Raw genomic sequence first — 15559 nt, 5'->3', positions numbered from 1 at the left:
AATTTAAACTTATGAATCTTAAATATACCATTCTATTATTCGCGTTTATTCTGGGATTAAGTAATATATCGAAAGGACAAACCGATGTTACATTGGAAAATTGTACCAAACATTTTGGCACGGAATACATTTCTGATGGACAGCAGTACAAAGCCTTACTATCTGGAGGTGAAATTGCCGAGTTTCATACCACTTTTTACGCTGATAACCATTATCGAATAGTTGGAGCTACAGGCAAGGATGAAGGAAATGTTATTTTCTCAATTTACGATCAGGAGAACAACTTACTTTTCACAAACAGAGATCATAAAAATTCTCCCTATTGGGATTTTAAATTCGAGAATTCAATGAATTGTACCATTGAGGCAAAATTGAATCAAAAAAACATTAGTTCAGGTTTTGTATTAATGCTAATTGGATTTAAACAATAAAACAACACTGCTACTATTTTACTATCATCCTATTTTTTAATACCATTCTATGAGTGAAAGAATTCTTAAAGCTTTAATGCAACTCTTCGCTATCATTGCACACCCTAAAAGTTCAGAAATTGATAGGCGTAGAATGGTATCCAAGTATCTGAAACAACAACTGGATCAAGAAACAGCAGAAGAGTATCTTGCCTTGTATGATACACATTATGAGGCCAATCAGCGAAGGACAAACAAGAAATCTAAAATTAAAAAATATACTTCATCAAGTTCGGTAAGAGTTCTTCGAATTTGTACCGAAATAAATGAAGAGTTAATCTATCGCCAAAAGGTAATTGTTCTAATACAATTGCTTGAATTCTTAAGTTCAGAAGATGAAATTAGCGAACAGGAATTTGCATTTGTAGAAACTGTTGCCGAAACATTTAATTTACCAAAAGATGGCTATGAAAGGTTAAGGAATTTTGTTTTAAGCAATTTTGATGAAATAAATGACAATAAACGCTTATTAACTGTAAATAATTCGGAAAGTTTTCACGATAATGGTAAACACTACTATTCGTCAGGTTTAATAGGTCAAATCAAAATTCTTCGTCTGCAAAGGGTAAATATGTTTGTGATGAGATTCAAAGGAATCGAAGAACTTTTCATGAATGGTCAGCCCTTAAATCCAGAAAGAGTGCACGTTTTAAATCAAGGATCATCCATCCGAAATCCTAAAATTGATCCAATTTATTTTAGTGATATCGTTGGTACTTTTTATCGTGACCACACTCATAAGCGAGTAGTTTTCCAGGCTAAAAACATTGAATATCGATTCAAGGAAAACAATATTGGAGTACACGATCTTTCTTTTAAGGAAGAATCGGGTAAAATGGTGGGTGTTATTGGATCCAGTGGTGCTGGCAAGACCACCTTACTAAATGTTTTAAATGGATCTGCTGAACCAAATAAAGGTAAAGTGGCCATAAACGGATATGAGATAACTAAAGATAAAGAAAAGATTGAAGGAGTTGTTGGACATGTTTCTCAGGATGATTTGCTGATTGAATCACTTACCGTTTTTGAGAATTTGTATTTCAATGCCAAGCTTTGTTTCGATAAATATACCAACTTTCAGCTGATTCGTATTTCTCTAAAACTTTTAAAAGACCTCGGATTATATGATGCACGCAACTTAAAAGTTGGTAATCCTTTAGATAAAAAAATTAGTGGAGGACAACGCAAGCGCCTAAATATTGCTCTGGAATTAATTCGGGAACCTTCGGTTTTATTTTTAGATGAACCAACTTCTGGTTTATCCTCAAGAGATTCTGCTAAAATTATGGATCTTTTAAAAAACCTTGCTTTAAAGGGAAAATTGATTTTTGTGGTGATTCACCAGCCGGCTTCTGATACGTTTAAAATGTTCGATCGCCTTTTAATTCTGGATACTGGAGGTTATTTAATATTTAATGGAAATCCTCTTGATGCAATAACCTATTTTAAATCACAAACTTTAAGAGCCAACAGAACCGAAAGTGAATGTAATTCCTGTGGTAATGTCGACGCTGACCAAATTTTCAACATTGTAGAGTCTGAAGTATTAGATGAATATGGAACACCTACTCAAACGAGAAAGGTTACTCCTGTACAATGGTATCAAAGATTTAAAGATTATCGTGGAAACAACAAAGATATTAATGACTGCGATGAACTACCTCCGGTTACTTTTAAAATACCATCGGCATTTAAGCAATTTTGGGTTTTTACCAAACGTGATGTGATATCCAAATTAGCCAATCGACAGTATCTATTTATCAATTTATTTGAAACTCCATTACTTGCATTTATTTTATCCTATATCATTAAATTTTATAATGTAGATGCAGGAAATGAACTGGGTTATACTTTTAGTAACAACAGCAACCTACCTGTTTATTTGTTTATGGCAGTAATTGTTGCCTTATTTATAGGTTTAACACTTAGTGCCGAGGAGATTATTAAAGATCGAAAAATATTAAAACGGGAACGGTTTTTAAATTTAAGTACTTCAGGATATCTAATCTCTAAAATTGTAATCCTATTTTCAATATCTGCCTTTCAGGCTTTCTTATTCACCTTAATCGGAAATTCCATTTTAGAAATTCAAGGAATGTTCTTCTATTATTGGTTGGCTTTATTTAGTGCCTGGTGTTTTGCCAACATGCTTGGTTTAATAATTTCAGACAGTTTTAAAACGGTTATAACCATCTATATTTTAATACCTTTTATCCTTATTCCGCAATTAATATTAAGTGGAATCATTGTAAAATTCGACAAGTTAAATCCTAACATATCTACTCCAAATTCAATTCCATGGTATGGAGAAATAATAACAGCACGTTGGGCATACGAAGCTCTTGCAGTAAAGCAATTTAAGGATAACGATTTTACAGCAAACTTTTATGTGTATGAAAAGTTAATGAGTAAGGCTGATTATCGAAAAAACTATTGGCTTCCAATCCTCAAGAATAAATTAAATGAATGCGAACGTTATTTAAATAATCCAGATAAATTAGAAAAACTGGAATCGAATCTGGCTCTTCTTAAAAACGAACTAACGCTTGAGGATCTTAATTTACTTTCTTTTAAATTTAAGGGATTAGATAAGCTAACTCCAATCGACTTGAATAAATCTACAATTGTTCAATTAAGAGCTTATTTCGATAGGATAAATCGCTATTATATTAATTTATATAATGTATCGAACCGTAAAAAAGATGAACATTTGATGTCATTACAAAAGCAGTTCGATAACAAGCAGGATTTTGTTAAAATGAAAAAATCGTATTCGAACGAACGCTTAAGTGAATTTGTTCGAAATAGTAATGATATAGAGAGAATAATAGAGTACAATGGACAATTATTTCAAAAAATTGATCCAATTTATCGTGATCCGGGAAATCATTTCTTAAAGGCGCATTTTTATGCACCACAAAAACGAATATTTGGTCAGTATTACGACACCTATTGGGTGAATATTATTGTGATTTGGATGACTAGTTTAGGGCTTTATTTTGTATTGTATTACGGTCTTCTTAAGAAAGCTCTTGGTATTTTTGATCGTAAGTTTAATCGAAAAAAAAATTAACAAATAAAAAAACCGCAAACTAAAAGTTTGCGGTTTTCTATATAATCGTTTTAACAATTACTCTTCATCCTCAATCATTACAAAAGGAATTTTAATAATAGACTGGTAATCTTCACCAGCTTCGAGCATATCTTCATCATCCTCTTCGTAATGCCATTTGATACTCACCTTATTTCCACGCTTAAAAATGGTCTCTAATTTTTTAAAAACATCAAGTATACATTTTGATGAACTGGTATTAAAATATTCCAATTTTACGGTAAAAACAGTCTCATTTTGTGGTTCAACAACATAAGTGTCTAACCATTCCATTACAGGCTTGTAAAAATCCAGTGAATTTTCAGGAATAGATCTTCCTTCAATAGAAAACGAACCATTACTTCCGTCGAATTTAATGGTTGGTGTTTTAGGGCTACCCTCTATAACAAGTGAATTCATGAAAATTTTGCTTTTTAAGGTTTTTAAATAATAACATCTATCGAAAGAAATAAATAATCAGGACTGTACTCCAGAAACTGGTATTCCATATTATTACCACTTTTTCTGGCAATATCCACTATTCCTAAACCGCCACCTCCTTTTTCGGAGAATTCCTCATTATTCAAAATCAAACGATATAAACTTCTGGTTTCCTCAGAAGATAAAGTATTGATTTGATCAATTCTATCGCGAATTAATTTTAATCCATCTATTTTGATAAAATTACCCACACTAATACGATATTGCATTCCTTCATCTCTAAGGATTAACACACCATATTTGCTATAATCAACACCTAAATCCGAAGGAACTTCACCATGATGATGAAGATTTTGCACCAATTCAATCAATACATTAAATATTTTCTTGAATAATTTAGGCGATTCATCCTTTCTCTTAAGAATTTCTTCAATAGAACTTAATATCGATGTAACATCCTCGTCTTCAACTCTTCCCCTATAGTCAAAAATAGCATCTTCATCTATTTTATCATCATACCATTGGTCAAGATTAAAGTTCATAGAATTTTTAGGTTTTGGTTACTCGATAGACAAATATAGCAAAATATCCCTATGCTTAAAGTGATACAACATCAAAATTAAATTCGATATTACTTATCTCTTTTATAGTTATCTTTCTTTTTTCCTTCGAACATTGAATACTTCTGAAACTTACATTCCAGCGCACCATTAAACAAAGTTACTTTGCGTGATGGACGAAGTGATACGCTATCAAAACATTCTTTTGAGTAGCTCAAAATCCAAGCATCATATCCACTAAAGTGATGTTTTAATCTTTCACCAATCATAGAATACAAACCTTCTAAATCTCTTGGTCTCAGACGCTCACCGTAAGGAGGGTTAGTGATCAACAATCCTTTTTCTGCCGGAGGAACAAATTGTTGGAAAGGTATTACATTCAATTTAATTTTTCTTCGTAAACCTGCATTTCGAATATTTGCCTCAGCAATTTCCATCGCCTTATCAGAAATATCTGCTCCAATAATATCACCTTCGTAATCTACTTCTGTTTCTTCATTATAGATATCATCCCACATCTCCTCATCGTAATCTTTCCACTTCTGGAAACCAAACTCTTTACGATACAATCCCGGAGGAATATTATATGCAATAAGAGCAGCTTCAATTAATATTGTTCCTGAACCGCACATTGGATCAAGAAAGTTTGATTTCTTATCCCATTCCGAAAGTAAAATCATTCCTGCTGCCATAACCTCATTCAAAGGTGCTGCAGTTTCCCCCACACGGTATCCTCTTTTGTGTAAAGATTCCCCGGAACTATCTAGTGAAACAGTACAAGTATTTCTATCGATATGAATATTGATTCGTAAAGTTGGATTCACCATACGAACTGAAGGACGATTGCCTGTTGCGTAGAAAAACTGATCAACAATAGCATCCTTTACGCGATAAGTAACAAATTTTGAGTGTTTGAAATCCTCTGAACTAACTGTACTGTCAATGGCAATTGTATCTTTATTCCCAATATACTGACTCCAATCAATCTCTTGAATTCCTTTATACAACTCGTCGGTATCGTGAGCTGTAAATTTATGAATTGGTTTAATAACGCGGGTTGCAGTTCTTAAGTGCATGTTTGTTTTATACAATAGTGTTTTATCACCAACAAAGCTAACTGCGCGCTTTAAAATTCTTATCTCTTCTGCACCTAATTGTTCTAATTCCTTAGACAATACTTCCTCTAAACCGTGAAAGGTTTTTGCAATTAATCTGAATTTACCCGAGTCTGTTTTCAAAACCATCTTTTTTAATCTTCGTCTAACTATTTCAATTCTTCGAACCAGCGAAAACGTCTTTTCTGAGCTTATGCTTTCGGTTCGAATTTCGGGTACAAAATTAATCTTTAAGGACTAAAAACATAGGCTTTTACAAATAATATCTAAAAAAAAGCCGAAAGCAATGCTTTCGGCTTATTATCAGTCCTTATTCGCTGACTAGTTCTTGATCGTATAATTTCCTATTTTCTAATACTTCTATAGCTTTCTTAATAAAATCATTCTCCTTATTTACAATTTTGTAATACTCGGAACTCTCCCATAAATCACGCGCTAGCAATGCTTTAACATGAAGTTTAATATCATCTACAACCGCATTGTATTCCTCTTCAGTTTTCTCAACACCTTCTTTCTCACCCAAAGCAACAATTTCTGCCATCATTTCATCATTAACTTCAAATTTCTCCGAAAATGATTCGAATTTTGGATATTTCTTTTTCAACTTCTCTAAATTCTTATCCATATAGTTCACAACGTAAGGGTAAATTACATTTTTTCGAACCAAAAGATTGAAGTATTTAAAATTAGCTGTTGTATCAATTGGCATGAAGATATCAGGCATGATACCTCCTCCGCCATAAACCACTCGTTTATTAACAAGAGTATTGTATTTTAATGAATCAGCGAATTGAATACTGTCTGCGCTAATCATTTCTCCAGATTGATAACGCTTAATGATATCTAAATGATAATCTTGCAATCCATTTTCGTAAGGCTTTTGAATACAACGACCAGTTGGAGTATAATAGTGTGCCGTAGTTAAACGGATCATTGAGCCATCGGAAAGTGGAAATTGACGCTGTACCAATCCTTTTCCAAAAGTACGACGACCAATAATAACTCCTCTATCCCAATCCTGAACTGCACCAGAAACAATCTCAGAAGCTGAAGCCGATCCTTCATCCAAAAGAACTACTATGTTTCCATCTTTAAAAATCCCTTTTTCCGTAGAGATACTTTCTCTTCTTGGTGTAGTCAAACCTTTGGTATAAACAATTAACTTTTCAGCATCTAAAAACTGATCAACAATTTCAATAGCTGCAGTCATATAACCACCACCATTTCCTCGTAAATCCAAGACAAGATCTTGCATATTATTTGCCTTCAATTCGACCAGGGCTTTTAAAAATTCGTCAGCAGTTGTTGCAGCAAATCTATTTAATTTGATATAGCCTATTTCTTTATTTATCATGAAGGCAGCATCCAAGCTATGAATTGGAATTTTATCTCGAGTAATTACAAACTCAAGAAGTTCCTTCTCTTTCTTTCTTTTCACCTCAATGGTAACAATTGTTCCCTTCTCACCCCGCAAGCGCTTATGTACATCAGAATTTTTCATTCCAATAGCGGCAACATTTTCATTATCAATTTTTATAATTCTATCACCTGCACGCACACCTACCTTTTCCGAAGGTCCACCAGGAATTGTGGCAACAACCATAAGAGTGTCACGAAGTATATTAAACTGTACCCCTATTCCGCTAAAGCTTCCTATTAAAGCTTCATTCATTTCATTTATTTCATCCCTACTAATATAAATAGAATGAGGATCAAGTTCTGCAAGCACCTTAATTACGGCATCTTCAGTTAATTTTTCTACATTTACGGTATCCACATAAAATGCATCAATCAATGCCAATAAATTTTGATATTTAATTGCCTGTTGTTTTACTGATTGAGCATTTACGGCTCCAGTAAAAGCCAGAACACTTATCAGACATAAAGCAAAACCATTCCTCAATTTTTTCTTCAAACTACTCATATAAATTATGCTTTTTAATAAATTTTGCGCAAATTGATTACACATTACTGAACTTCACGAAAGATACAATCTTTTTAAGAATTACAGGCATCGAATTTAACAAACATGAAACATAAAGCCAATATACTTTTACTTGGATTTACTTCTCATAAAGGAATAGAATCAATCAAAAACATTTCTATTTCCCAATGTAGCTCCATGCAAGAAACTACCGAAAAGGTTATGGCTAATAATTTTGACCTAATTATATCCAAATATCAATTTGATAATGCCACTGCTCTTGAATTAAATCAATCTTTAGAAGCCTTAAAACTATATTACACCGGTTCATCCGAAAAAAAATTCAGGTTACTGATAATTACTTCATCTGCTGATCAGGAAGATATTTGCAAAAAAAATAAACTTCTTTATTTCCCTGAAGAGATGAATTTAAGATCTCTTGTCCTTCAATTGATTGATTTACCCCGTGAACCCAAAAAAACAGACAAGAACCTTGCCATTATAAATTTTAAAGAACTATTTGTTCGGGTGGATAACAATCGTAATTTCATTAAGGAAGTTATTGAGAAATTTTTTGAGATTAAAGATTCCAGAATATCAGATATTCGAACTCCACTTTTAAACTCTGACTTAAAAAAAGCCAAAGATGCTGCACATAAACTCAAAGGCGTTTTGGCAAATTTCTCAATGATACAGGCGCGAACCACAATTATTGAATTGGAACAGTTAATTCAAAAATCTGACATTGATTCTGCCGAAGAAAAATTGAATGAATTGGAAGAAAAAATCAATATTGCTCATGAATATTATCATGAAAATCAAGATCAATTTAAAAAATAAAAAAGGCAGCACTTATAGTACTGCCTTCGATATATATTGGAAATTTATTCCCATTCGATTGTTGCTGGTGGCTTCGAGCTGATATCATAAACAACTCTGTTCACACCTTTCACATTATTGATGATCTTATTTGAAGTTTTTGCTAAAAACTCATAAGGTAAATGAGACCAGTCTGCAGTCATACCATCAGTTGAACCAACAGCACGAAGAGCAACAACACTTTCGTAAGTTCTCTCATCTCCCATTACGCCAACTGATTGTACAGGCAATAACATTGCTCCAGCTTGCCATACATCATCGTACAAGCCATCTTCTTTTAAGCCAGAGATAAAGATATCATCTACTTCCTGAAGAATTTGTACTTTTTCAGCAGTAATATCACCTAAAATACGAATACCTAATCCAGGTCCTGGAAATGGATGACGGCTGATAAACTTATCTTCCAATCCCATACTTCGTCCAACACGACGAACCTCATCTTTGAATAACAATTTCAAAGGTTCTACTACTTTCAGTTTCATATAATCAGGCAAACCACCTACATTATGATGCGACTTAATTGTTTGTGAAGGTCCTCCTGTTACTGATACAGATTCAATAACATCAGGATAAATCGTTCCCTGTCCTAACCACTTGGCATTTTCAATTTTATGAGATTCTTCATCGAATACCTCAACAAAAGCATTACCAATAATCTTACGCTTACCTTCCGGATCTGTAACTCCTTTTAATGCAGAGATGAACTTCTCTCCAGCATCAACTCCAGTTACATTTAAACCTAGCGTTTCGTATTTCTTTAATACATCGGTAAACTCGTTCTTTCGCAACAAACCATTGTCAACGAAAATACAGTAAAGATTTTTTCCAATTGCCTTGTGTAATAACATTGCCGCAACGGTAGAATCAACACCTCCGGATAAGGCAAGGATTACACTTTCATCTCCAAGTTGAGCTTTTAATTCTGCTACTGTTGTATCTACAAAGGCATCAGGGGTCCAGTCTTGTGAACAACCACAAACTCCAACAATAAAGTTTTCAAGTATAATAATACCTTCGGTACTATGATACACTTCTGGGTGAAATTGAATACCATATGTTGATTCTCCCTCAATAGCGAATGCTGCATTTTCAACATCTGCCGTACTTGCCGTCACTTTATAATTTGAAGGCATTCTTTCGATGGTATCACCATGTGACATCCACACCTGAGAATTTAAACTAATCCCCTTCAACAATTCATTGGTATTATCTACTGAAGTAAGGTTAGCACGACCATATTCACGCTTGTTTGATGCCATTACTTCACCTCCAAAACAGTGAGCCAAATGCTGTGCACCATAACAAACACCTAATAGAGGTAATTTGCCTTTAATCTCAGATAAATTTGGAATTGGAGCCTTCTCTTCTCTCACAGAAAACGGGCTTCCTGAAAGGATAACTCCTTTAATCGACTCATCGATAGCCGGAGGATTGTTATAAGGATGTATTTCGCAATACACATTTAATTCACGTACACGTCTTGCGATTAACTGTGTGTATTGTGAGCCAAAATCTAAAATCAGAATTTTTTCCTGCATAAAACTATAAAATTGAAGGTTGTTCAGTAATCTTATTTGGCGTACAAAGATACACAAATTTGCGACTTTAAAACCACCTAAATAAGTTTTCAAAAACAATAAATCATATCACTTGTAACAAGCTAATAACTAAACAAAACCCCCAAGCTAAGCTCAGGGGTTTATACATTATTTAAATTTTTTCATAAGATCTTTCACAGCATCTTTATGGACGGTGAACCCCATCATTTTTAATTTCACGTAATCTTCATGGAAGAAATAGTAACCAAATTCTGCTGAATTTTCATCAATATTTCTTGATCCTGAACTTGAATCTTTAATCAGGTACCAATCTTTACCATCTTTATCAACATAGTAACCTACAAGATGCATTCCGTGATCATCTGTTGTAGATCCATTAGAAAAACGATACTGACGTGCCTCCTCGTTAATATACTCCGAAGGAATATCGAATGAAGGAACCATTGCACAATTTGTTGTTCTTAAAAATCCAGCCTCGGAAACATCACCGCCAATACTCATAGTGTAACCGTTACGAACTGCCTTTTTAACAGCTTTCATATAATCTTCCAAAGGAACATTATAATATTCCTTAGAATGCCACCAGTTATCAGGCACCTTATATTCTACTTGCTCCCAGTATGGTTCTTGCATATATGATAAAATCTCTACATAATCATCTGGATTTAACTTCAAATAACCCTTCAAATAAGTTATTGGAGTGTATTCTTTACCTTCAACAACAAATTTTGTAGGAGGAGTTCCCATATAATGATTCATGATAGCTTTAATGGTAGCCAAAGCTTCTTCTTCATTCCAGGCGTTACTTTTCTTTAAACCATTAAGAAATGCCATCATCTCTGTATACATTTTCTCATGAGTGTGGAATTTTCTCCCATTCAATAAGCCACTGTACTCAGATTGTGGACAAACTCCATATTGCTTCCACATTCTAGCCACAGAATTTCCTTCTGCACCTTGCTCAAAATGAGAATCTCCTCTTTCCTGAATAAAACGACGTGCTTTTTCTACATACTCCCAATAAACTGTATATAATTCAGAAATATCTACTTTTTTCTTTTGTAAACGATACACTTCTGATTCGTAAAATGAAGTAGTTGAAAAGCACCAGCAAGTTCCTGTGTTACCTTGCGAAATAGTTGGAAATGCCCACTCAGTATTATTCTTATAAAGAGATATTTTATTTGGCAAATCATAAGAACTTTGATCCATAAAGAATCGCTTATCTACATCTTTTTTCTCTAACTGATCGTTAACCATACGGATATCTTTCAAAATTGAATTTTGATAATAACCTGGCTCGTACTCTTTAAATTTAGATTTGTCTTGTTTTTGCTGTGCAAACGAAGAACTTGCAATTGCTCCAGCAACCAACATCAATACTATTCGTTTCATGTTTGTTTAGTTTAAAAGGTATTAAGAGTTGCTAAAGTATAAAAAAACTTGATTGCTTATTCATTTTTAGCGATCAAGTTCAATCTGAAACTTCTTTCCGTCTTCAGCCAAATCAGTATGGGGAAATATTTCTTTAGCTTCTTTTAAATGTTCGTCAAGCTTTTTAAAACGAGCCGAAAAATGACCTATGATTAACTTTCTAACATTTGCTTGGTTAGCAACATTAGCAGCTTGCTCGGCGGTAGAATGGTAAGTTGATTTTGCCAATTTTGTTTCCGTTTTTAAAAATGTTGCTTCATGGTAAAGCAGATCAACATTTTCGATTACAGGCAAAATTTTAGCATAAGGAACTGTATCTGTACAGAATGCATAAGATCGTGATCGAGGAGCATCTGTTGTTAGTCTTTTGTTAGGAATTACATCTCCATCTTCGGTGACAAAATCTTCACCTTCTTTTAATGCTTTCCTAAATTTTATAGGAACATCATAAGCTTTCAGCATATCACTTATTAATGTTCTGGGTCTTTCCTTTTCCTTAAATAAAAAACCAGCACAAGGCATTGCTCCATGCTTTAAAGGAAATGATTGAACAATCATCTTCTCATCCTCAAAAAGAGTTTGAACCTCTTTCCCATATATAGTATGAAAAATGATTTTGTATGGTTTTCGTGTTTCCAAAAGCTCGAGTTGAAAAGTAATCAACTTTTCCAACTTGCTGTGTCCATAGATATGCAAATCGGCTTTACGCCCCTGAAGAGCATATGTAGATAGTAAACCAATTAACCCGAAAATATGATCTCCATGCGTATGAGAGATAAAAATATGATTGATCCGGTTCATCGGAACCCTGAATCGTTTCATCTGAATCTGCGTGCCTTCACCACAATCGATTAAAAAAAACCGCTCAAGTACATTGAGCACCTGAGCGGTTGGAAATCTTTTGGTAGTTGGCAATGCAGAATTGCTCCCTAAGATTGTTACTTCAAATTTCACAAACTATTTGTTTAATTCAATTTGAGCTTTCATTGTAGAAACAGCCTCGTCCATATTATAAGCAATATTTAAAACTGAATCTAACTGAGAAATAGAAACTAATCTTTCAACAGCAGGCTGCAAACCATATAGAACAAATGTTCCATTGGCATTTTTGCACAACCTATTCGCTACAAGAATTGCACTAAGACCAGAAGAATCACAATACGTACAAGGAGTTAAATCTAAAAGAATATTTCTCTCACCATTTCCTGAAATCAAAACCAATTCTGATTTTAATGCTGGAGCAATATGAGTATCCAATTTATCTTTCAACACCTGAACTAAAGTGTATCCGTCTTTCTTGTCAATCTTGAAGTCCATAAGTACCTATTTTTTAATTATTTTTCGCCTTCGTTACCGCTTTCCATTTTCGATTTCAAAGCAGCTAATTCTGATATATCACCTAAGGTAGTCTTTTCTAGTGAATCTTTCACCTTTTTAACACCCTTTTTAGTGGTCTTAGCAACTTCTTTCTTCTTAGCAGTATCTTCAGCTTTCTTCACATCTTCGAAAGTTCTTGAGTGAGAAAGAATAATTCTCTTAGCAGCTTTAGAGAATTCAATCACTTTGAATGATAATTTCTCGTCAACTTTTGCCTGAGCACCATCTTCTTTCACCAAGTGACGTGGAGTTGCAAATCCTTCAACACCGTAAGGAAGAGCAATAACAGCACCTTTTTCGAAAACTTCTACGATAGTTCCTTCGTGAACTGAATCAGTTGTAAAGATAGTTTCGAACACATCCCATGGATTTTCTTCCAATTGCTTGTGACCTAAACTTAATCTTCTGTTGTCCTTGTCGATTTCAAGAACTTTAACTTCGATCTCAGCACCAATTTGAGTGAACTCAGCTGGATGCTTCACTTTCTTAGTCCAAGAAAGATCAGAGATGTGGATTAATCCATCAACACCTTCTTCAATTTCTACGAATACACCGAAGTTAGTGAAGTTACGAACCTTAGCAGTGTGCTTAGAATTAACAGCATACTTAGTTTCGATACCTTCCCATGGATCTGTTTTCAATTGCTTGATACCAAGAGACATTTTTCTCTCTTCGCGATCCAATGTAAGAATTTGAGCTTCTACTTCGTCTCCAACTTTCATGAAATCCTGAGCAGATCTTAAGTGCTGAGACCAAGACATTTCAGAAACGTGAATCAAACCTTCAACTCCAGTAGCAATCTCAACGAATGCACCGTAATCAGCCATAACAACTACTCTACCTTTAACGGTATCTCCCACTTTCATTTCTGCATCAAGAGCATCCCATGGATGTGGAGTAAGTTGCTTAAGACCTAGAGCGATACGCTTCTTATCGTCATCAAAGTCAAGGATTACAACGTTTAATTTCTGATCAAGCTCAACAATTTCGCTTGGGTGAGTTACTCGACCCCAAGAAAGATCTGTAATGTGAATCAAACCGTCAACTCCACCTAAATCGATGAATACACCATACGAAGTGATGTTCTTAACAGTTCCTTCAAGAACCTGACCTTTTTCAAGCTTAGCAATAATTTCTTTCTTCTGTTGTTCAAGTTCAGCTTCGATAAGAGCTTTGTGAGAAACAACAACATTTTTAAATTCGTGATTGATTTTAACAACCTTAAATTCCATAGTTTTTCCTACGTAAACATCGTAGTCACGGATAGGCTTAACATCAATTTGAGATCCTGGCAAGAAAGCCTCGATTCCAAATACGTCAACGATCATACCACCTTTAGTACGACATTTGATGTAACCTTTAATAATTTCGTCGTTCTCTAATGCAGAGTTCACACGATCCCATGAACGTAGTGCACGAGCTTTTTTGTGTGAAAGAACTAACTGTCCTTTTTTGTCTTCTTGAGACTCAACGTAAACTTCAACAGTATCACCTACAGTTAATTCAGGATTATATCTGAATTCATTTAAGCTTACAATACCATCTGATTTGTAACCAATATTGATTACAACTTCTCTTTTGTTTAATGAAATAACTGTACCATCAATTACTTCTTTTTCAGCTACTGTAGATAAAGTTTTATCATACATTGCTTCTAATTCTGTTCTTTTTTCACCTGCAAAACCTTCTGCATTAGTGAAAGCATCCCAATCAAATTCTGCATCTGGAGCAGAATGATCTACTTTTTTGTTTTCTTCAACCATGTGTTAAATTACTGATTTACTAATAAATTAGACATTATATATAAAATTCCGTGCAAAAGTATACATTTATTCCGGAAGAACATTCAAGTTACGACTTTTTTTTCGCAAAAACAGTTAAAGAAGTAATGGCTAAAGATCAAAAATACTTTTTAGACTAAAAGCCTACAAAGTCAATACATTTCCTAATGATTCTTTCTTGTAATCAAAAACAGCATTATTAAACATCCAAACTCCATTCATCAAGAGGAAATTCCTGAAAAATTGCAATTCGTATCAATTCTGAACTACCTTTGCAAAAAAATATCAAAATAGACTCAAACAATAATAAAATGAGTATAGAAAAGGAATTACATACAAGAAGCGGCTCTGTATGTGAGCTATGTTCTTCTACTGAAGATTTAAAAGCTTTTGAAGTTGCACCATCGAATAAAAATACAGAACAACATATTTTAGTTTGTGGAACTTGTCATGAGCAAATTGAAAATGCAGATAAAATGGATGCCAATCACTGGCGTTGCCTAAACGATAGCATGTGGAGTACAGAACCTGCTGTACAAGTTATGGCATGGAGAATGCTAAATAGACTTCGCTCTGAAGGGTGGCCTCAAGATTTATTGGATATGCTTTATCTTGACGAAGAAACTTTAGAATGGGCTAAAGCAACTGGCGAAGGTGAAGAGGATGAGGATGCAGTTAAACACATAGATAGCAACGGAGTACAGTTGCTAGCTGGTGACAATGTAGTTCTTATTAAGGACTTAAAAGTCTCAGGTGCTGGATTTACTGCCAAGCGTGGTACTGCCGTGCGTCGCATCTCATTGGTAGCAGATGATGCTACTCACATTGAAGGACGTGTAGAAGGACAGCACATTTATATTTTAACCAAGTATGTGAAGAAAATGTAGACTTAGAATAATAACTACAAAACAAGACCGGAAATTCAATT

General features: G+C 34.2%; 13 protein-coding genes. 4 read left to right on the top strand and 9 right to left on the bottom strand.

What is annotated here, in order from left to right; all coding sequences use genetic code 11:
• Nucleotides 1-11: 11 nt before the first annotated feature.
• Both GCQ56_RS12260 and GCQ56_RS12255 read left to right on the top strand, forming a co-directional pair.
• Nucleotides 12-431, top strand: coding sequence for a hypothetical protein (locus GCQ56_RS12260; RefSeq protein ID WP_152734762.1), 420 nt, complete (start codon nt 12-14; stop codon nt 429-431).
• Nucleotides 432-480: 49 nt separating this feature from the next.
• The gene (locus GCQ56_RS12255; protein WP_152734761.1) at nt 481-3543 is read left to right on the top strand and encodes an ATP-binding cassette domain-containing protein; all 3063 of its coding nucleotides are present in this window, start codon (nt 481-483) and stop codon (nt 3541-3543) included.
• 57 nt (nt 3544-3600) lie between these two features.
• Here the strand turns inward: GCQ56_RS12255 and GCQ56_RS12250 are convergent, their stop codons facing one another.
• The 4 genes from GCQ56_RS12250 to GCQ56_RS12235 form a co-directional block, all read right to left on the bottom strand.
• A complete protein-coding gene (locus GCQ56_RS12250; protein WP_152734760.1) occupies nt 3601-3981 on the bottom strand; it encodes a DUF1987 domain-containing protein in 381 nt (126 codons plus the stop codon).
• Nucleotides 3982-4004: 23 nt separating this feature from the next.
• Nucleotides 4005-4544: a SiaB family protein kinase gene (locus GCQ56_RS12245; RefSeq protein ID WP_152734759.1), complete on the bottom strand. Its 540-nt coding sequence runs from the start codon at nt 4542-4544 to the stop codon at nt 4005-4007.
• A gap of 89 nt (nt 4545-4633) precedes the next feature.
• Nucleotides 4634-5800, bottom strand: a complete 1167-nt coding sequence (locus GCQ56_RS12240) for a class I SAM-dependent RNA methyltransferase (protein ID WP_227006069.1) — start codon at nt 5798-5800, stop codon at nt 4634-4636.
• Between the two features lie 187 nt (nt 5801-5987).
• Nucleotides 5988-7601: a S41 family peptidase gene (locus tag GCQ56_RS12235; protein ID WP_152734757.1), complete on the bottom strand. Its 1614-nt coding sequence runs from the start codon at nt 7599-7601 to the stop codon at nt 5988-5990.
• 105 nt (nt 7602-7706) lie between these two features.
• On the opposite strand from GCQ56_RS12235, the gene GCQ56_RS12230 reads away from it, so the two are divergent.
• Nucleotides 7707-8441 (top strand): Hpt domain-containing protein, encoded by a 735-nt coding sequence (locus GCQ56_RS12230; protein WP_152734756.1) that lies wholly within the window; start codon nt 7707-7709, stop codon nt 8439-8441.
• Between the two features lie 44 nt (nt 8442-8485).
• Here the strand turns inward: GCQ56_RS12230 and guaA are convergent, their stop codons facing one another.
• The 5 genes from guaA to rpsA all read right to left on the bottom strand — a co-directional run bounded on the left by guaA (nt 8486) and on the right by rpsA (nt 14613).
• Nucleotides 8486-10018 (bottom strand): glutamine-hydrolyzing GMP synthase, encoded by a 1533-nt coding sequence (gene guaA, locus GCQ56_RS12225; protein WP_152734755.1) that lies wholly within the window; start codon nt 10016-10018, stop codon nt 8486-8488.
• A gap of 168 nt (nt 10019-10186) precedes the next feature.
• Entirely contained in the window at nt 10187-11434 is a 1248-nt protein-coding gene (locus GCQ56_RS12220; RefSeq protein WP_227006068.1) for a hypothetical protein, read from the bottom strand.
• A gap of 66 nt (nt 11435-11500) precedes the next feature.
• The gene (locus GCQ56_RS12215) at nt 11501-12427 is read right to left on the bottom strand and encodes a ribonuclease Z (RefSeq protein ID WP_299994506.1); all 927 of its coding nucleotides are present in this window, start codon (nt 12425-12427) and stop codon (nt 11501-11503) included.
• A gap of 3 nt (nt 12428-12430) precedes the next feature.
• A complete protein-coding gene (locus GCQ56_RS12210) occupies nt 12431-12790 on the bottom strand; it encodes an STAS domain-containing protein (RefSeq protein ID WP_152734754.1) in 360 nt (119 codons plus the stop codon).
• A 17-nt stretch (nt 12791-12807) separates the two neighbouring features.
• Nucleotides 12808-14613, bottom strand: coding sequence for a 30S ribosomal protein S1 (gene rpsA, locus GCQ56_RS12205; protein WP_152734753.1), 1806 nt, complete (start codon nt 14611-14613; stop codon nt 12808-12810).
• A 329-nt stretch (nt 14614-14942) separates the two neighbouring features.
• Between rpsA and GCQ56_RS12200 the strand changes: the two genes are divergently transcribed.
• Nucleotides 14943-15518, top strand: coding sequence for an alkylphosphonate utilization protein (locus GCQ56_RS12200; protein ID WP_152734752.1), 576 nt, complete (start codon nt 14943-14945; stop codon nt 15516-15518).
• Nucleotides 15519-15559: the final 41 nt, after the last annotated feature.

This window comes from Marinifilum sp. N1E240 (assembly GCF_009295825.1).
In the GTDB taxonomy this organism is placed as follows: Bacteria; Bacteroidota; Bacteroidia; order Bacteroidales; family Marinifilaceae; genus Marinifilum_A; species Marinifilum_A sediminis.
This window is presented reverse-complemented; position numbering and strand designations above follow the sequence as displayed.